This window comes from Pseudomonas sp. NFACC13-1 (assembly GCF_900104425.1).
Taxonomy (GTDB): domain Bacteria; phylum Pseudomonadota; class Gammaproteobacteria; order Pseudomonadales; family Pseudomonadaceae; genus Aquipseudomonas; species Aquipseudomonas fluorescens_AA.
In genome coordinates, this window is the sequence record NZ_FMXV01000002.1 from 223,856 (window position 1) to 242,646 (window position 18,791).

General features: G+C 61.8%; 12 protein-coding genes and 2 pseudogenes. 11 read left to right on the top strand and 3 right to left on the bottom strand.

Annotation, left to right across the window (positions count from 1 at the left end):
* Position 1: 1 nt before the first annotated feature.
* The 5 genes and pseudogenes from tssH to BLQ55_RS03455 all read left to right on the top strand — a co-directional run.
* Positions 2 to 2,545, top strand: a complete 2,544-nt coding sequence (gene tssH / locus BLQ55_RS03435) for a type VI secretion system ATPase TssH (RefSeq protein WP_092252382.1) — start codon at positions 2 to 4, stop codon at positions 2,543 to 2,545.
* A gap of 53 nt (positions 2,546 to 2,598) precedes the next feature.
* The gene (locus tag BLQ55_RS03440) at positions 2,599 to 3,093 is read left to right on the top strand and encodes a hypothetical protein (RefSeq protein WP_092252384.1); all 495 of its coding nucleotides are present in this window, start codon (positions 2,599 to 2,601) and stop codon (positions 3,091 to 3,093) included.
* 12 nt (positions 3,094 to 3,105) lie between these two features.
* Positions 3,106 to 5,115: a type VI secretion system tip protein TssI/VgrG gene (gene tssI, locus BLQ55_RS03445; protein ID WP_092252386.1), complete on the top strand. Its 2,010-nt coding sequence runs from the start codon at positions 3,106 to 3,108 to the stop codon at positions 5,113 to 5,115.
* Positions 5,116 to 5,128: 13 nt separating this feature from the next.
* Positions 5,129 to 5,665 carry a toxin-antitoxin system YwqK family antitoxin gene (locus BLQ55_RS03450; protein WP_092198073.1) on the top strand — a complete coding sequence of 179 codons (537 nt, stop codon included), beginning with the start codon at positions 5,129 to 5,131 and terminating at the stop codon, positions 5,663 to 5,665.
* 963 nt (positions 5,666 to 6,628) lie between these two features.
* A pseudogene (locus BLQ55_RS03455) lies at positions 6,629 to 6,844 on the top strand (MBL fold metallo-hydrolase); the annotation flags it as partial.
* Positions 6,845 to 6,902: 58 nt separating this feature from the next.
* On the opposite strand, the pseudogene BLQ55_RS32735 reads toward BLQ55_RS03455, so the two are convergent.
* A pseudogene (locus tag BLQ55_RS32735) lies at positions 6,903 to 6,985 on the bottom strand (hypothetical protein); the annotation flags it as partial.
* A 257-nt stretch (positions 6,986 to 7,242) separates the two neighbouring features.
* On the opposite strand from BLQ55_RS32735, the gene BLQ55_RS03460 reads away from it, so the two are divergent.
* Genes BLQ55_RS03460 through BLQ55_RS03470 form a run of 3 tightly spaced genes read left to right on the top strand, consistent with a single transcriptional unit; the run spans position 7,243 to position 10,880 of the window.
* Positions 7,243 to 9,105 carry an ATP-binding protein gene (locus BLQ55_RS03460; protein WP_092198067.1) on the top strand — a complete coding sequence of 621 codons (1,863 nt, stop codon included), beginning with the start codon at positions 7,243 to 7,245 and terminating at the stop codon, positions 9,103 to 9,105.
* 54 nt (positions 9,106 to 9,159) lie between these two features.
* The gene (locus BLQ55_RS03465) at positions 9,160 to 10,431 is read left to right on the top strand and encodes a porin (protein ID WP_256326514.1); all 1,272 of its coding nucleotides are present in this window, start codon (positions 9,160 to 9,162) and stop codon (positions 10,429 to 10,431) included.
* An 11-nt stretch (positions 10,432 to 10,442) separates the two neighbouring features.
* Positions 10,443 to 10,880 (top strand): type 2 periplasmic-binding domain-containing protein, encoded by a 438-nt coding sequence (locus BLQ55_RS03470; protein WP_092198061.1) that lies wholly within the window; start codon positions 10,443 to 10,445, stop codon positions 10,878 to 10,880.
* Positions 10,881 to 10,890: 10 nt separating this feature from the next.
* Here BLQ55_RS03470 and BLQ55_RS03475 read toward each other — a convergent pair whose 3' ends face one another.
* Positions 10,891 to 13,263 carry a bifunctional diguanylate cyclase/phosphodiesterase gene (locus BLQ55_RS03475; protein WP_092252390.1) on the bottom strand — a complete coding sequence of 791 codons (2,373 nt, stop codon included), beginning with the start codon at positions 13,261 to 13,263 and terminating at the stop codon, positions 10,891 to 10,893.
* A gap of 368 nt (positions 13,264 to 13,631) precedes the next feature.
* Between BLQ55_RS03475 and BLQ55_RS03480 the strand changes: the two genes are divergently transcribed.
* Together BLQ55_RS03480 and BLQ55_RS03485 are read left to right on the top strand one after the other, a co-directional pair.
* Positions 13,632 to 14,630: a response regulator gene (locus tag BLQ55_RS03480; protein ID WP_092198055.1), complete on the top strand. Its 999-nt coding sequence runs from the start codon at positions 13,632 to 13,634 to the stop codon at positions 14,628 to 14,630.
* A gap of 3 nt (positions 14,631 to 14,633) precedes the next feature.
* The gene (locus BLQ55_RS03485) at positions 14,634 to 15,587 is read left to right on the top strand and encodes a sensor domain-containing diguanylate cyclase (protein ID WP_092252392.1); all 954 of its coding nucleotides are present in this window, start codon (positions 14,634 to 14,636) and stop codon (positions 15,585 to 15,587) included.
* A 254-nt stretch (positions 15,588 to 15,841) separates the two neighbouring features.
* On the opposite strand, the gene treA is transcribed toward BLQ55_RS03485, so the two are convergent.
* Complete coding sequence (gene treA, locus BLQ55_RS03490; RefSeq protein WP_092252394.1) at positions 15,842 to 17,470, bottom strand: alpha,alpha-trehalase TreA; 1,629 nt, start codon at positions 17,468 to 17,470, stop codon at positions 15,842 to 15,844.
* Between the two features lie 301 nt (positions 17,471 to 17,771).
* On the opposite strand from treA, the gene BLQ55_RS03495 reads away from it, so the two are divergent.
* Entirely contained in the window at positions 17,772 to 18,782 is a 1,011-nt protein-coding gene (locus BLQ55_RS03495; RefSeq protein WP_092252396.1) for a zinc-binding alcohol dehydrogenase family protein, read from the top strand.
* Positions 18,783 to 18,791: the final 9 nt, after the last annotated feature.

Sequence of the window (18,791 nt, forward strand, 5' to 3'; positions counted from 1 at the left end):
AATGGAACTGGCCAGCCTGATCGGACGCCTCAACCCGGACAACCGCCGCGCCCTGGAACGGGCCGCGCAACGCTGCATGCAGCGCAGCCACCACTACGTGGAAATCGAGCACCTGCTGTTGGAGTTGCTCGATATCGAGGGCGGTGACTTCGCCTGCCTGCTGCCGCGTTTCGGCCTGGAACGTGACGCAGTGGCGGCGGAAACCAACAAGGCCCTGGACCTGTTCAAATCCGGCAGCACCCGTACGCCCGCCCTGTCGGCGCACACCATCGGCCTGCTGGAAGATGCCGTGGTCCAGGCCAGTGTGCTGGGCCTGGACAGCATCCGCTCCGGGCTGTTGCTGCTGGCACTGCTGGACCGTGATGAGCGCCGCAGCCTGCTGCTCAACAGCGCCTCGTCGTTGCTGCGCATTCCCCGCGACGCCCTGCGCGCCCAGCTATTGGAATGGACCGAAAGCTCCCGCGAACATGTCGGCGGTGTGCGCCCGGCCAAACCCGGCGAGGCGCCACAGAAACAGGACCGGGTGCTGGACCAGTACACCCAGGACCTGACCGCCGACGCCCGGAACGGTCGCATCGACCCCATCGTCGGCCGCGACGGCGAAATCCGCCAATGCATCGACATCCTGCTCAGGCGCCGGCAGAACAACCCGATCCTGGTGGGCGCGCCGGGTGTCGGCAAGACCGCCGTGGTGGAAGGCCTGGCCCTGCGGATCGCCGCCGGGGATGTGCCGCCATCGCTGCAGGAAGTCACCCTGCGCGTCCTCGACCTGGGCCTGTTACAGGCCGGCGCCGGGGTCAAGGGCGAATTCGAACAACGCCTCAAGGGCGTGATCGACGCGGTACGCAGCGCCGAAAAACCGATCATCCTGTTCATTGACGAAGCCCACACGCTGATCGGCGCCGGCGGTGCGGAAGGCGGCAGCGATGCGGCCAATCTGCTCAAGCCGGCCCTGGCCCGGGGCGAATTGCGCACCCTGGCCGCCACCACCTGGCTGGAATACAAAAAATATTTCGAGAAAGACCCGGCCCTGGCCCGCCGCTTCCAGTTGGTGCAGGTCGAAGAACCGGACGAACTCACCGCCGTGGAAATGCTCCGGGGCGTGGCGAGCAAACTGGAACAGCACCACGGCGTGCAAGTGTTGGACGCCGCCATCCACGAGGCGGTGAAGCTGTCCCACCGCTACATCTCCGGGCGGCAGTTGCCGGACAAAGCCATCAGCGTGCTCGACACCGCCTGTGCCCGGGTCGCCCTTGGCCAACACGATGTGCCGCCGCCGCTGGAAAGCCTGCGCCACCGGCAGAACAGCCTCAAGGATGAAGTCGAACGCCTGCGCCGCGAGCAGGCCACCGGCCTGGATCACCGCGAGCGCATCACCCTGCTGGAGGCCGAATCGACCAGCAATGTGCAGGCCATTCGTGAGCTGGAAACCCGCTGGGGCGAAGAGCGCGAAGCCGTACGCGAACTGCTCGATACCCGGCGCGAACTGCTGGCCCTGAGCGAACGGGCCGACAGTGAAAAAGCCGACACCGAGATCGATAACCGCATCGACCACCTGGCCGCCGAACTGCTGCGCCTGGAAGCCGGCCTGGATGCCATTCGCCAGGACGATCCGCTGGTGCCCGAACAGGTGGACAGCAAGACCGTCGCCGCCGTGATCGCCGGCTGGACCGGCATCCCGGTGGGCAAGATGCTCGCCGACGAAGCCCACGCCGTGCGCACCCTCGGCCAGCGCATGGGCCAGCGAGTCATGGGCCAAAGCACGGCGCTGAACACCATCGCCCAACGCCTGCAAGCCTACCGCGCCGGCCTCACCGACCCACAGAAACCGGTCGGCGTGTTCCTGCTGGTGGGCCCCACCGGCGTGGGCAAGACCGAAACCGCCTACGCCCTGGCCGATGCCTTGTACGGCGGCGAACGCAACCTGATCAGCATCAACCTCTCGGAATACCAGGAGGCCCACACCGTCAGCCAACTCAAAGGCGCCCCGCCCGGCTATGTCGGCTATGGCAGCGGCGGCGTGCTCACCGAAGCGGTGCGACGCAAACCCTATTCCGTGGTGCTGTTGGATGAAATCGAAAAGGCCCACCCGGACGTGCTCGAAGCCTTCTACAACGTCTTCGACAAAGGCCTGATGGAAGACGGCACCGGCCTGGTGGTGGACTTCAAGAACACCGTGATGCTCGCCACCAGCAACGTCGGCGCCGAACTGCTGCTGGACACGCCGGTGGCGCAACTGGGCAGCGACGCCTTCAACGAAGCCTTGCACAAGGTGCTGCTGCAAGCGTTCCGCCCGGCGTTTCTGGCGCGCATGACGGTGGTGGCCTATCGGCCACTGGATGAGGCGACGCTGGAGGGGATTGTGTTGGCGAAACTGGAGAAATTACGCGGGCGTTACAAGGCGGCGACCGGTAAGCAATTCGAGTTTGATGCGGGGATTGTCAAGGCGGTGTTGGCCAAGTGCAGCGCGGCGGGTGCGCGGGATGTCGAGAATGTGTTGATGACGCAGGTGACCGGGAAGTTAGCGGAGTGGGTGTTGGAATAAAGCGCGGTCCCAATTTCAACCGGATCTGCTATTAAAATTAAGGAGTAGCAAATATGGGCTATGCACAATCAACGCTCACAGCAGCCAGTATCGCCACGCACGACCCTTGGACACCGATGGTGAACTTCATCGCTAAATCAGGGGACATTTACGGAGAGGAGCTCGATGTGATCGGAGCGGTGGCTGGTACAAACCTTGTTACCAGCACCCGATCGGGGATGCTTCTGCTTGACGGTTTGAAAGTGGGCGACAATAACGCGCATATTTCTATTACTCCGAACGATTCAGGCATGTGGACTTATTTTCATGTGACCCTGGTAGGTGGAAAAAATAACGGATCTATCTATTTTCAGCTTGAAGCTGACCAGGACGATGAACTTGACGTCAAGTCCTCAACGAAGACCTTGCTTAAGGAGGAAGGTAAAAAAGCAAAAATATCTAAAGCCACCCATACCATCACGACCCCACCTGAACACTTACTCAAAGACCTGAGAACTGTGATGCAGAAGCTGATAGACACGAATTTCGTGAAGGGCGAGGCGGTATAGAGGTATTAATCGATGGCTCGATCCACCGACAGCAACACCACGCTATCGCTCACCGCCGCCACACTATCGGCGCTGTACCCTGATTCGCTGTCCGGCGAAGAACGCCTCAATGCATTGGGCTCGCACATCCTCAACGGTATCAACGACGGCGCTTCGTTGACCCTTACCACTGCCGTCGCCAGCCACGTCACCACGACGCTGCACAAGGATGCCCTACTGCGCCCCATGGACTTTCTGGTGGCCGAAATCCGCCAGCTCCCTGCCGATGCCACCGCCGAGCGCTATCAACTCTTGTTGCGGCCATGGCTGTGGTGGCTGGGCCTTGCCAGCAACAACCGCGTGTTCCAGAACCTTGCCACCTCGGACATCGTCACCACGATTTTCAAGGCCCACGGTTTCACCGATTTCCAACTCAAACTCACTGGTAGCTACACCCCCCGTGAATATTGCGTGCAATACGGCGAAACCGACCTGGCCTTCGTCTCGCGCCTGCTGGAAGAGGACGGGATCTTCTGGTTCTTCACCCACGAGGAAGGCAAGCACACGCTGGTCCTGGCCGACAGCAACGACGCCTTCGCGCCCATCCCCAATGGGCCGACGGTGAATTATCTCGGGCAGAAAATGGGTGAGCGAGAACTGCACGGCATCCGCTCAGGGCAGGTGTGCCTGCAGGCGGTGGCCGGGGTTTACCAAGCCACCGATTATGAATTCACCACGCCGACCACATCGCTCTTCAGCCAGGCCGAAGCCGTGGCCGGACCCAACTCGATGTACGAACATCCGGGCGGCTACAACGCCAAGGCCCAGGGCGATGCACTGACCAAACAGCGGGTGGACGGCCTGCGCAGCCAGGAGAAACGTTTTGTCGGCGAGAGCGACTGTCGCTGGTTGGTGCCGGGGTATTGGTTCACCCTCGCCGGCCATGAAGACACGACGCTGAATATCGATTGGGTGGTGACCTCGGTCAGCCACGAAGCCAGCCATGAAAGCTACCGCAATCGCTTCGAAGCGATCCCCAAGGCCACCGCTTATCGACCGGCCCGCACCACATTAAAACCGCGCATGCACACCCAGACGGCCGTGGTGGTGGGCAAGGCCGGTGAAGAAATCTGGACCGACGAGTACGGGCGGATCAAGTTGCAGTTCCCCTGGGACCGCACCGGCAAGAACGACGAGGCTTCCTCCTGCTGGGTGCGCGTGGTCCTGCCCTGGAGCGGCAAGGGCTTTGGCATGCAGTTCGTGCCGCGAATCGGCCAGGAAGTCATCGTGACCTTCATCGACGGCGACCCGGACCGTCCACTGGTGACCGGCTGCGTCTACAACGGTGACAACGCCCTGCCCTACGCGCTGCCGGCGAACCAGACCCAATCCGGAATCAAGACCAACTCGTCCAAGGGCGGCGGCGGATTCAACGAGTTGCGTTTCGAAGACAAGAAGGATGCCGAGGAGGTGTTTCTCCAGGCCCAGAAGGACTTCAACATCAACGTGCTCAACGACACCACCGCCACCGTCGGCCACGACGAAACCCTCACGGTGCAGAACGCCCGCACCCGCACGGTGAAGGACGGCGACGAAACCGTCACCCTGGAGAAAGGCAAGCGCAGCGTGACCATCCAGACCGGCAGCGACAGCCTCGATGTGAAGGACACCCGCACCGTCACCGTGGGCTCGGACCAGACCCACAGCACCGGCGGCAACTATGAGCACAAGGTCACCGGCAATTACAGCCTGACGGTGGACGGCAACCTGACCATCAAGGTCAGCGGCACCCTGACCCTGCAAAGCGGCGGCAGCTTCGCCATCAAGAGCGGCGCGGACCTGGCGGCCCAGGCCAGCACGTCCATCAGCCAGAAAGCCGGCACGGCCCTGAGCAACCAGGCCGGTACGTCATTGGAAAACAAGGCTGGCACCACCCTGACCAACGACGCCGGCATCAGCCTGGTGAACAAGGCCGCCGCAGAACAGACGGTGGACGGCGGCGGCATGCTGACCATCAAGGGTGGCCTGGTGAAGGTCAACTGACGGGAGCATGGCGATGACCACGAAAAGACTGGACCTGGAACGCGGCGACAGCCGGCTGGACGGGCAACTGGTCGATGGTCGGCTCGACGGCCCGCTGCACATCGAAGAAGCTCAACGCCCGCAGGCGAAACTCAACTACAGCCAAGGTGAACTGCAGGGCACCAGCACCCTGTACCACCCCAATGGCAAAGTCTCTGCGGTCCTGCCGTTCATAAAGGGGAAATTGCAGGGCGTGGCGAGTTTTTACGCGGCCGAAGGCGGCTTGCAACGCCAGGCCACGTACCGTCGCGGGTTGCTGCACGGTGAGGCCAACAACTACTTCCCCGACGGGCAACTGGCCGAAGCCGAAGTCTATCGCGACGGCGTGCGCGACGGCCACTACCGCCGCCTGCACCCCAACGGCAACCCGGCGGTCGAAGCCCGTTACCTCAACGGCCAACTGCTGGAACCGGCCCAAGCCTACGCCGAAGACGGCCGCCCGTTGGACGCCGAGGGCAAACCGATCTCCCGGCTGCGCTGGTGGTTCAAGCGCTGGAATGACCCGACTTAAACATGTTCCCTGACTTTCCTGTGGGAGCGAGCCTGCTCGCCAAAGCGGTGGATCAGCTTGAATCGATGGTGACTGTGCCGCCGCCATCGCGAGCAGGCTCGCTCCCACAACAATGGCCCTGCGTTGCATACAAAGGTCATGAACACCCAGATTCCCTGTGGGAGCCAGCTGGCTCGCGAAAGCGGTGGATCAGCTTGAATCGATGGTGACTGTGCCGCCGCCATCGCGAGCAAGCCCGCTCCCACAACAAGGGCCCTGCGTTGCATGCAAAGGTCATGAACACCCAGATCCCCTGTGGAGCCAGCTGGCTCGCGAAAGCGGTGGATCAGCTTGAATCGATGGTGACTGTGCCGCCGCCATCGCGAGCAGGCTCGCTCCCACAATTGGCCCTGCGCGCATGCAAAGCTCATGAACACCCAGATTCCCTGTGGGAGCGAGCCTGCTCGCGAAAGCGGTGGATCAGCTTGAACCGATGGTGACTGTGCCGCCGCCATCGCGAGCAAGCTCGCTCCCACAACAATGGCCCTGCGTTGCATACAAAGGTCATGAACACCCAGATCCCCTGTGGGAGCGAGCTGGCTCGCGATGGCGGTGGGTCAGTTGTATCGATAGCGCCTGTGCCGCCTTCTCCCCAGCTCAATGAATGCCCATACCTTTTGCTGGGGGCCATCACGCTAAAGCGCCTGCACAACATACCCACGTATGGTATCGAACGTGGTCCGGCGCGATGCAGACTCATTCTCCAGCGACGGCCACTTTCTCATGCCCAGAGAGGTGGCTTTCGCCAAAGCCCTTGAGCCAAGCCTTCGGAGAACGACCATGACCACGCATTTGAACGCCCCTGCAGCAAAGGATGGAATGCATCCGGATTCACACATGAGCTTGCACGCTACCTCGTACGAGGAGCTGGTCCCTTCACGTTATGCGCTGAAGATTGGCGAGATCGACGTACTGGTGGTCAGCGATGCGTTGTTCCCGGTCGCCTTCGACCACCCCGACTGGCACAACGGCTTTGAACATGACCCTGAAGAATCGGTCCGCGTTCGGGTCCGCCTGATGCGAGACGCGGCGGCGTCCGGTGAACTGCTGGTCGCCACTCACCTGCCATTCCCCTCCGTTGGCCGGGTGGCGGTCGACGGTGACGCCTTTCGTTGGGTAGCGGCCTATTGGGACTACTGAGTGCCCGTTGGATCGAGGCCAGCGTCCACACCGGACGCCGGCCCCTGCCGATGATCAACGGCGGATGACCCTGTACATCGGGGGTGCCCTGCGGGTCGACAATTTCCATGCCGAGCATCAGGCCACGCCCACGCCCCCACCGATCCAGTCGAACTCGTTTTGCAGTGCCTGCAAACCTGTGGAGAGGGGAGCCTCGCTCCCACAAAATCCCCTCACCACAAAATCCTCAGTGTCCCAGTCGATCGGGCCCACCTTCGCACATTGGCATGCAGAGTTTGTGGTCTATAGTTCCTGACAGATCCCAGGATCTTTCGCTCGGGCCAACAGGAGCTACACCCCTCGAGCCGTACCGCGCCGACGCCCACCAGCCGTCGGTCGAACAATGCAGGGAGCACACCATGCCGATCCAGCGGCCTGAGACACTGAGGTTGGCCCCTGGCACTGCTCATCGTGCCGAGGCCGATGACCATACCGAGGCCGGCGTGCTTCGGCGCGCCTTCGATCAAGCCAAGGAAGCCTACATCCTGTTCCCGCTGCTGGCCGTCCTGCTGTTGCTGGCCATCTGGAGCGCCACCCTCTACCTGATCAAGGTCGAACATCTTCGCGCGCAGCAGAGCGCCGCGACGGCCAGCCTGGAAATGGGCGCCACCTACGAAGCACAAATGTTGCGCGCCATCCATGAAATCGATCAAACCCTCAAGCTGGTCAAATACACCTATGAGACCGAGGCCGAGCCTAATCCCCTTCGCCGGCTCCAGGAGCGGGCCTTGTTACCGCCGGCCCTGGTGTTCGATGTCAGCGTGGTCAACCCGGACGGCAGGCTCGTGGCGAGTACGCAGGTCAACGGCCGGGAAAATATCGCCGACCCGAATGAGCAGCAGACACTGCGGCACAGCGACTCATTGTCCATCAGCCATCCGTGGAGAAGTCCAATCACCGGAGAATGGCGCTTGCGCTTCAGCCGGCGACTCGATGCCGCGGATGGCACGCTTTCCGGAATCGCCAGGGTCGAGGTCGACGCCGCCTATTTCGTCAGTAGCTACGACGCCTCGAAACTCGGCGAACAGGGTGCCCTCGGGTTGCTGGGCACTGACGGCCTCTTCCGCGTGCGGCGTACCGGAGAAACGGTACTGGCCGGCGATACGGTCGATTACACGGCAGTGGTGCCGGACGCGGAAAACACCGAGGCGGTGCTCTCGGTCAATGGTTGGGACGGGGTGCGGCGCTACACCAGTGCCCGCCAGCTCTACGACTTTCCGCTGGCGGTGATTGTCGGGTTGTCCGAGGAAGAACAACTGGCCGCGGTGAACCAGCAGGCGCGTACCTACCTCTGGCGCGCGGCGGGTGGCAGCCTGGTGCTGGTGCTGCTGGTGGGCGTGCTCGCCCGGATGAGCTGGCAACTGGCGCAGAGCCGTTTGCGCGCCGCCGAAGCCCAGGCTCAACTGGCCGCCGCCGCTCGCCAGGCCGGCATGGCCGAAATCGCCACCAACGTCCTGCACAACGTGGGCAATGTGCTTAACAGCGTGAATATTTCCGCCGACCTGGTCACCCGCAAGCTGCGCACCAGCAAGGCCTTGGGGCTCGGTAAGGCGGTGCAAATGATGAACGAGCACGCCGATGACCTCGGCGATTTCATCTCCCACGACGAGAAAGGCAAGCTGCTGCCCGGCTACCTGAACCAACTGGTGGACGCGCTTGCGCTCGAGCAACAGAGCATGACCGAAGAACTCGGCCAACTGAGCAAAAGCGTTGATCACATCAAGGAAATCGTCGCCGCCCAACAATCTTACGCAGGCACCTCCAGCCTTGCCGAAACCGTGCAGATCAAGGACCTGATCGAGGATGCCTTGCGCATGAACGCCGGCATCATCGCGGCGCATCGGATCACCGTGGTGCGAAACCTGGCCGAAACACCCTTGCTGCAACTGGACAAGCACCGGGTGCTGCTGATCCTGATCAACCTGATAAAAAACGCCAGCAGGGCGATGGATGACCGGCCGGAGCCGCCCCCTCGAATCATCCTTCAGAGCGAGATTCCCCAAGAAGACACCCTGGTGATCAAGGTCATCGACAACGGCGAGGGCATAGCGCCCGAGAACCTGACGCGGATCTTTGCCCATGGCTTTACCACACGCAAGGATGGCCATGGTTTTGGCCTGCACAGCTGCGTCCTGGCGGCCATGGAGATGGGCGGCTCGCTGGAGGCCCATAGCGATGGCCCGGGAACGGGAGCGACCTTTACGCTCAAACTGGCGATCTAGGCTACGCTTCGGCGCGTGATAACGCACAGCTTCAGCCAACATTACAAGGAACAGATGAATGGCGATCCACGCAACGAGGTTACCTTGACCCCCATGGTGAAAAAGCCCAATACCTTGGCCTTGGTAGTCGTGACGCTGTACGCCGGCGGCGCCAGTGCCGACGCAGCCGACATGTTCTCGCTGAGCAGTTTCGGCACGGTGGGGATCGTTCATTCCAGCGAGAAAAAAGCCGACTTCACGTCCAGTATCTTCAAGCCCAACGGCGCGGGGCATTCGCGCAACTGGAGCGCCGACGTCGACAGCCTGATAGGCGCCCAACTGACCGCCACCTTCACCCCGCAGCTGTCGGCCGTGGTGCAGGTCATTTCCGAGCAGCGCTACGACAACAGTTACCGGCCCTTCGCCGAGTGGGCCAACATCAAGTACCAGTTCACGCCGGATTTCAACGCACGCATTGGCCGTACCGTGTTGCCGACGTTCCTGGTGTCCGACACCCGCAAAGTGGGCTACACCCTGCCCTGGGTGCGGGCGCCTATGGAGGTCTACGGCCTGATGCCGATCTCCAGCAGCGACGGCATCGATGGCAGCTACCGGTTTCGAGTCGATGAAATCACCAACACGGTGCACGCCCACTACGGCCAGACCGACAGCCGCGATTCCGACGGGACCGGCAAGGCGCTGACGAGAAATCTCTGGGGAGTCACCAACACCACCGAGCTCGGCGTCCTCACCACACGCATCACCTACATGAAGGCCGACCTGACCCTGGAGCCATTCAATTCACTCTTCGATACGTTCAGAGAGTTCGGTCCGGAAGGCATCGCCATCGCCGATCGCTACGATTCCGATGACACCCCCGTCGACTTTATCGGCGTGGGTGCCAGCTACGATCCAGGCGACTGGTTCGTCATGAGTGAATGGGGGCGTCTGGATAGCCGTTCCGGTCTGGGCAGGACCAGCGCCTGGTACATCAGCGGCGGGTACCGCATCGCAGCGTTCACCCCCTATGTCACCTACGCGCGCTCCAGGACCGAAACAGAAGTCTCCAGCCCGGGCCTGACGCTATCGGCCTTGCCGCCGGCCCTGGCGGGCACTGCCGCCGAACTCAACGGTGCGCTCAACAGCATCCTGGGCTCTAATGAAGGCCAGCAGACCCTTTCCCTGGGTACGCGCTGGGACTTCACCAAGAACATGGACGCCAAGGTGCAATTCGATCACACACGCTTCAAGGGCAACTCGGTCGGTCCGTTGATCAACCCCCAACCGGATTTCACGTCGGGGGGTTCGCTCAACGTCATCAGCCTGGCTGTTGATTTTGTCTTCTGATGGAGCAGGCCATGTGGGTTGTGAGACTCATCGGATTCGCCATGGCGGGGCTCGCCCTGTGCGCCGCCAGCGTTGCCGTCAAGGCCGACGTGGTGGTGGTCGTCGCCGCGTCCAGCCCGGTGAAGACGCTCGCGCGCAATCAGGTGGCGGATATTTTCCTGGGCAAGGCCAGTCGTTTTCCCGGCGGCGGACAGGCGATTCCCATTGACCAGACAGAAGACTCACCGACCCGTGATGAGTTCTACACTACGTTCACCGGCAAGTCCGCAGCCCAGCTCAAGGCGCATTGGTCGAAAATCATCTTCACTGGCAGGGGCCAGCCGCCGCAGGCGGTTTCGAACGGGGCGGAGGTCAAGAAACGTATCGCAGAGAACCCCGACACCATCGGCTATATCGAGGCACGGGAGCTGGACGGCAGCGTCAGGGCACTGCCGCTGGAGTCGCAATGAGTACGGGCCTCTACGTACCGGGCTCCGTGTCGGCCGCCTGGGCTTGCAGCAACAGCTTGAACTGATCGGCGGGCACCGGTTTGTTGAAGTAAAAACCCTGGAACTCATCGCAGGCATTGTCCCGCAGGAAATCGGCCTGCTCCTTGGTTTCCACGCCTTGGGCCACCACGGTCAGGCTGAGGGTCCGGCCCATCGCGATGATGGCCTCGGTCAGGGCTTTGTCTTCCGACACGCTGCTGGTATCGCAGATACACGAGCGGTCGATCTTGATGACATCCAGCGGAAACTGCTCGAGCGCGGAGAGCGACGAATAACCGATCCCGAAATCATCGATGGCGATGCGGACCTGCAGGCGCTTGAGGCCGGTCAACACACCCAACGCCCTCTTGACGTCCTGCATGAGCAGGCTCTCGGCGATCTCCAGCTCCAACAGGCGCGCGTCCATACCGGTTTCGGCCAGTATCTCGGCCAAGTCCGTCAGCAGGTTCTCATCGGCAAACTGCCGTGCCGTGAGGTTCACAGCGATCCCCAGGTGTGGCAGCCCTTGTCGTTGCCAGGCGACGTTCTGCCGGCAGGCCGTCTTGAGCACCCACTTGCCGATCGGCACGATCAAACCGGTCTCTTCCGCGATCGGGATGAATTGCATGGGCGCCACGATTCCCAGGTCGGGATGATTCCAACGCAGGAGCGCTTCCATACCGGTGATCTGGCCACTGGAAATGTCCCGCTTGGCCTGGTAATGCAGTTGGAACTCCTGGCGCTCCAGCGCGTGGCGCAAGCTCAGCTCCAGCGTCAGCCGTTCCAGTGAGTCCGCGTTCAACTTCGCGGAATAGAACTGGAAGTTGTTCTTGCCACACTGCTTGGCCTGGTACATCGCGATATCGGCGTTTTTCTTGAGTGTCTGCTCGTCCAGGCCATCTTGTGGGAACACACTGATACCAACGCTGGCGGTCACACGGAACTCCTGGCCCTGGAGGTTGAAGGGCCGGGCAATGGCGGTCAGGACTTTTTGGGCGGCAGTCGCCACGTCGTTGTCCTGCGACAGCTCCGGCAGCAAGATCACGAATTCGTCGCCGCCCAATCGGGCCACCGTATCGCTGCCGCGCAGACACGCCTCGAGGCGCAGCGCGACCTCCTTGAGCAGTTGATCGCCGGCATCGTGCCCCAGGGTATCGTTGACTTGCTTGAAGCGGTCGAGGTCAAGAAACAGCACCGCCAGTTGCCGATCATAACGGCTGGCCTCGCGGATGCTCTGGCTCAACAGCTTGCTGAACAGGCTGCGATTGGGCAAGGCCGTAAGGCCGTCGTGATAGGCCAGGTACTCGACACTTTCCGCGTAGGCAATTTTCGCTTCGCCGGCGCGCAAGCGGCTTTGCACCAGTTGCCAGCTCATCCGGGCGAGCAGCCCCGCCAGCAACACCAGCACCAGGCTGCCGCCCGTGGCGCGCCACAGGTAGGTACGCGCTTGCTGGTTCACCGCGGCCAGTTGTTCTTCCTCGGACAACCCGACAATCACCGCCAGTGGGAAGTCGTAGAGCTGGCGGGCACTGGTGTAGCGCCACACACCATCCCCCGCATTGATTGCGCGTACGGCTTCGGTGCTTTCAGTGTCCGGGACCACGGTTGCATAATCGATCGATTCGCCGGCCGATACCTCCTCCCCACTGCGCCGTGCCCGAAAGACACCGTCACTACCCAACAGGCCGAGCAAACCTTGATTGCCGAGTTTCGAGGCGTCATAACTGCTGACGAAATAGGCGGCATCGACCTCGACCATGGCGATTCCGGCGAACGCGCCATCCCCACCATCGAGCCGTCGGCTGAAACGCAACTTCCACTCCCCCGTCACCGGGTTTTTCCACGGGCGGCTGATCGACAGCGCCGTGTCCGGGCCCAGCGTTTGCAGCTCATCCTTGGCCATTCGGCTTCCGGCTTCGCTCGGCTGGGTACTGGCAACGACCCGACCGCTGGCGTCGACCACACTGACATCGAACAAGTAGGGAGAAGGCAACAAGGCGCGTGCCTTGAGCTTGGGCAGCGGGTTGGGCTGCCGCTCGGACTCGTAGGTGTACTTGACCAGCTTGAGGGTCTGATCGATTTCACGTACAGCCCGCAGGATCTGCGCTTCGTAGGTGGCGCCGACTTCCAGGCTCGCCTCGGCGATCGCCTGCTGCGCCCGGGCCTGTTCGACCTTGATCAGGTACAGGGTGCCCGCCCAGATGACCACCAACAGCAGGACAGCCAGCAGCGGAAACAGGATGTAGGCTTCCCTGGCCTGATCGAAAACGCGCCGAAACCAATGGCTCGTCACATCGGCCAAGGCGTTTTCACGATGGACGATATCCAGGGCCGACGTCATTACACTCGCCCGTTGGATCGCCATGGTGTGCTCCCTGCCTTGTTCACTGCTGACGGCCTGCGGGTATCCGATGCAGCTACGGCGCGATGCGTGCGCAGTCCCTGATCGCCGGCACGGAAAGATTCCGGACCTGCTGAAAACTATAGACCACAAACCGTGCCCGCCACGGCCAATCGCACGCCGATCGCGGCTTTGCGTGGGGTGTGAATGACGAAGTGCAGTTGACGCCTTTGACTTATTGGTCCAGTTTCTAATGCAACCGAGCCCCGCAGTTCTCGTGCAGGACGCTAAGCTTGATGAACCCGGTTCGTAAACTCAAAGGGTCTTTGCAAGCCTATGAATGATGTCAGTAGCCCCTCCTCCCCTGCCATTGGCCACCCACGGTCATTCCTGTGTCGTTGATTCCCCTGGTGGTGTGTGACGACTCCAACATGGCGCGCAAGCAGGTGTTGCGTGCACTGCCGACAGACTGGCCGGTTTCGGTCACCGAAGCGAACAATGGGCGCCAGGCCATGGACGCCATACGCCAGGGCCTGGGGCATGTGGTGCTGCTCGACCTGACCATGCCGGAAATGGATGGCTACCAAGTGTTGAGCGCCTTGCGCGACGAGGGATTGAAGGCGCAGGTCATCGTGATTTCCGGTGACGTACAGGATGAGGCGGTGCGCCGCGTGCATGAACTGGGCGCGCTGGCGTTCCTGAAAAAACCCTTCGATGAAAACGACCTGCGCCAGACGCTGGCGCGGCTGGGGCTACTGGCCCAACCCAGCCAGGTGCCGTTGCAGAATCGTTCGGCCACGAACACGGCCATCAGTTTCCACGATGTGTTCCGCGAGACGGTCAACGTGGCCATCGGCCGGGCAGCGGCCCTGATCGCCAAGGTGCTGGGGGTCTTCGTGCGATTGCCGGTGCCGAACGTGAACCTCCTCGAGGTCGGGGAGTTGCACATGGCCTTGAACGACGTCGGCAGCTCCCAGCAACTCACCGCGATCTGCCAGGGGTTTATCGGCAGCGGCATCGCTGGCGAAGCCCTGTTGATCTTCCATGACTCGGAAGTCGCCGACATCGCGCAATTGATGCAGCGCCAGAGCGCCGACTATTCGGACCTGGAGATGTTGCTGGACCTTTCCAGCGTGCTGATCGGCGCGTGCCTGAGCAGCATTGCCGAACAGATCGACGTGGTGTTTTCCCAAGGCCACCCGCAGATTCTCGGCCAGCACGCGGCCATCGAGGAACTGATCCGGGACAACAGCAAGCACTGGAAAAAGACCCTGGCGGTGGAAATCAGCTACAGCCTGGAAGGGCACGATATTCGTTTCGACCTGTTGCTGTTGTTCACAGAGGACTCCATCGAACGGTTGACCCACAAACTCGCCTACCTGATGAACTGAGCCATGAGCGAATCCATCGATCTGAACGAATTCCACTGGTTGCTGGCCATCGTTCAGAGCATTGACGTCGGGGTGGTGGTGCTCGACCGCGAGTACCGCGTGCAAGTCTGGAACACCTTCATGGAGAACCGCTCCGGAGTGCAGCCCAAGGACGCGCACAACCAGGATTTTTTCAGCCTGTTCCCTGAAATCGATCGCCAATGGTTCAGCCGCAAGGTAGAAAGCGTCGCGACCCTGGGCACACCAGCGTTCACGGTCTGGGAGCAGCGGCCGTACTTGATGCGCTTCAAGAGTTACCAGCCGATCACCGGCCAGGAAGCGTTCATGTACCAGAACACCACGCTGTTACCGCTGCGCTCGCCCGACAACACCATCAAGCATATCTGCCTGGTGATCTATGACGTCACCGACGTCGCCACCAACCGGCATCAGCTCCAGGCCGCCAACGCACAGCTGCAACGACTCTCCAGCACCGATCAGCTGACAGGGCTGTACAACCGCGGTCATTGGGAGAGCAACCTGAAAGCCGCCTTCGCCCGGCACCAGCGCTACGGCCATGCGTTGAGCCTGGTCATGCTCGATATCGATCACTTCAAGCGGGTCAACGACACCTACGGTCACCAGGCTGGCGACAAGGTCATCGAGCACGTCGCCAGGCTGCTGCACGAACATGTGCGCGAATCCGACGTGGCCGGGCGTTATGGCGGTGAAGAGTTCGGCGTGGTGCTCTCGGACACCGACAAGGCCGGCGCACAGATTTTCGCCGAGCGCCTGCGCAAGGCTATCGAAGCGCTGGAAGTGCAGTTCAACGACCAGACTATCCGCTTCACCGTCAGCCTGGGAGTGGCGGACCTGAGCCAGCCCTCGAACGACCACGCCGAGCTGATCGCCAGGGCCGACCAGGCGCTGTATACCTCGAAGAAGACCGGGCGCAATCGGGTGACAGTGCATGATTAACGAACCCACAAAGGCTCAGCGCCCGATCACACCAGGCTCACCCAGCACCCGGCCCTGGTGGCGAGGGAGCTTGCTCCCGCTGGGCTGTGTAGGAGCTGGCGAAGCCTGCGATCTTTTGATCTTTCGCTTGGGACTCAAGTGTCTGGGGAAAGATCGCAGCCTCGCTCCGCTCGGCAGCTCCTACCCAGGGGGAGCAAGCGCCCTCGCGACAAAGGTGAGTCTCGATTCGGCTGATGGTGGGATGTGTGTTGCATTCATTCAACCGCAAGGGTTGAGGAAGTCTTGCCATACTTACCCAGCAACTTGAGCGTCACCCCATTCGTCCAGCCGAAGCCGTCCTGCAATTCATATTCGCCACCTCCCCCGCCGTCGCCCCGTCCGGACAGGTCGTATTTCTCCACCAACTTGTTTTCCTTGCGGTAGAGGTTCTCGACCTGCTGTAAAAAGCGGCCGCCTACCTGTTGCGCCAGCGCGGTGTGCCCGTAGCGATCCAGCCCTTCCGCCGCGACCCATTGCAGCGGCGCCCAGCCATTGGGTTCGTCCCACTGCTGGCCGGTGTTGACCTGGGTGGTGGCAATACCTGCGGCACGCAACAGGCCATCACGGACCGCATCGGCGGTGCGATGGGCATGTTCGGCGCTGGCCAGGCCCGTGAACAGCGGGAAAAGCGTCGCGGCCGTGAGCTGCTGGCGTTGTTGCTGGCGTTGCCAGTCGTAGTCCACGTAAAAACCTTTGTCGGCATTCCACAGGTGCTGCTCGATGGCCCGCTGGCGCAATTCGGCGCGCCGGCCGTAAGCCTGGACGCACGGGGCGTTCTGCACCGTCTCGCAGGCTTTGGCGATGGTCTGTTCCAGATGATAGATCAGGCTATTGAGATCCACGGGCACAATGGCCGTGGTGCGAATACTCGCCAGGTTCTGGCCGTCGTCCAACCAGCGCGAACTGAAGTCCCAGCCACTTTCGGCGCCGGCGCGCAGGTCGCGCCAGACTTCCTCCTTGGGCCGGGCCGGCGCCTGTTCGGCGGTGCGGACATCTTGCAACCAGGACTCCTGTCGAGGCGTCGGGCTGGCATCCCAATAGCGGTTGAGCACACTGCCATCGGCGAGTTTGACCACGTGCCGATCCGCAGCACCGGGCTTGAGTGCCTGGGCGCCCGCCATCCAATAGGCATACTCCTTCTGCAACTGTGGCAGGTATCGCCCATAGGCCTGGTCACCTTCGATACGCGCCTGCAACTCCACCATGTAGGCGAAGAATGGCGGCTGCGACCGGCTCAGGTAGTAGGTGCGATTGCCATTGGGAATGTGGCCGTAGGTGTCGATCATGTAGGCAAAGTTATCGGTCATCTGGCGGACCTGGGCCTTATCGCCGCTTTGCTCGAGACCCAGCATGGTGAAATACGAATCCCAGTAATACATCTCGCGAAAGCGTCCGCCAGGTACCACATAGGGCTGCGGCAAGGGCAACAAACTGCTGTAGGCCGGCACCTGGCTGTAGGATCGGCTCAGGATCGGCCAGAGGTTGTCGATGTGTTCCCGGATCGGAGCGCCGGGCTTGGGCGCCGGGCTTTCGGCTTGGCCAGATTCGATGAAGTTGGCTTTCACGAAAGCCTCGATATCGAAGCCGTCGTGGTCACGTCGGGCCAGGTAGTCGGCGCGGATCTGCGCCGGATCACGGTTGGGCAGTGCGTCCACGAAATGCTTCTGGTCGGTGAACACCTGACCACGCTGCACCGCCTCAAAGAGCTCGGGGTAGGCCTGGTCGGGGGGAAGATTGGCCCGTCCCTGGGCGTCGACGTAGCTCCAGGTGGCAGGCGGTTGGCTCGAACAGGCCACGCACAGCAGCGTGGCAAAGGAAAGGCTGGTGAGCTCAATAGGTCGCATCAAGGGGTCCGTCCTGTTTTTCGTTCCTGACGAACGAGTGACCTGCCGGGATGGACCTGGGTTCAGTCAATGATGCAGTGCCGGACGATGTCCAGACCAAACTGGTCAGTCCAATCTATATTTTTATTAATTGGTCTTGCCAATATTTTTTCCAGCCTGTAGTTTCGGGCCAAGGTCATGGGTGCAGGTCACCACTGGCCTACAACAAAAAAGAGAGCCCCGGTCCCGGCAGCCGCGCGCTCACAACCCTCCTCCCACCTGCTGGCAGCCACCGCCTGCAGGCCAGCCAAGGAGCATCGCCATGCTGACCGTCATCTGTAACGAACCCGGTTCGCTCACCCCCATCGAACGTGAACACCCCCTCAGGAAACCAGGGGAAATCCTGATCCGGGTCAAGCGTGTCGGGGTCTGCGGCACCGACCTGCACATCTTCACCGGTAATCAACCGTACCTCGAATATCCGCGGGTCATGGGCCACGAGTTCTCCGGGGTCGTGGAGGGCACCGACGAAGCCTGCGACCTGGCTGTCGGCGATGTCGTCTATGTGATGCCGTACCTGTCCTGCGGGACGTGCATTGCCTGCCGCCAGGGCAAGACCAACTGCTGCACCGCTATCCAGGTGCTGGGGGTTCACTGCGACGGTGCTTTCACTCAATACCTGAGCGTTCCCCATGCATTCGTGCACAAGGCCGTGGGGATTTCCCTGGAACAGGCCGCGATGATCGAATTCCTCTCGATCGGCGCTCACGCCGTGCGTCGCTCGAACATCCAGGCGCAGAAACACGCCCTGGTGGTCGGCACCGGCCCGATCGGCATGGCGGCGGCGATCTTCGCCAGCCTGCGCGGTGCGAAAGTCACCGTCCTGGATACCCGCGAGGATCGCCTGTCGTTCTGCAAGCAATACCTGAATATCCACGCCGCCGTGCACATCGGCGAAGGCGACAAGCAGGCCCTGGCCGAGCTGACCGAGGGTGATTTTTTCGACGTGGTCTTCGACGCCACCGGCAATGCCCGGGCCATGGAGCGCGGGTTCGAGTTCATCGCCCACGGCGGCACCTATGTGATGATCTCAGTGGTTCGGGACTCCATCACCTTCTCCGACCCTGAGTTCCATAAGCGAGAAGCCACGCTGATGGGCAGTCGCAACGCCACCCAGGAAGACTTCCGGCACGTCGAGCAATGCTTGCGCGACGGTTTGATTCCGGATGCGGCCCTGAACACCCACCGACTGACGCTGGCCGAGGTGCCCCACTCGTTCGCCACCTTGCTCGACCCCAAGCAAGGTGTCGTCAAGGCAATCATCGAGTGCTAGGAATCGGAG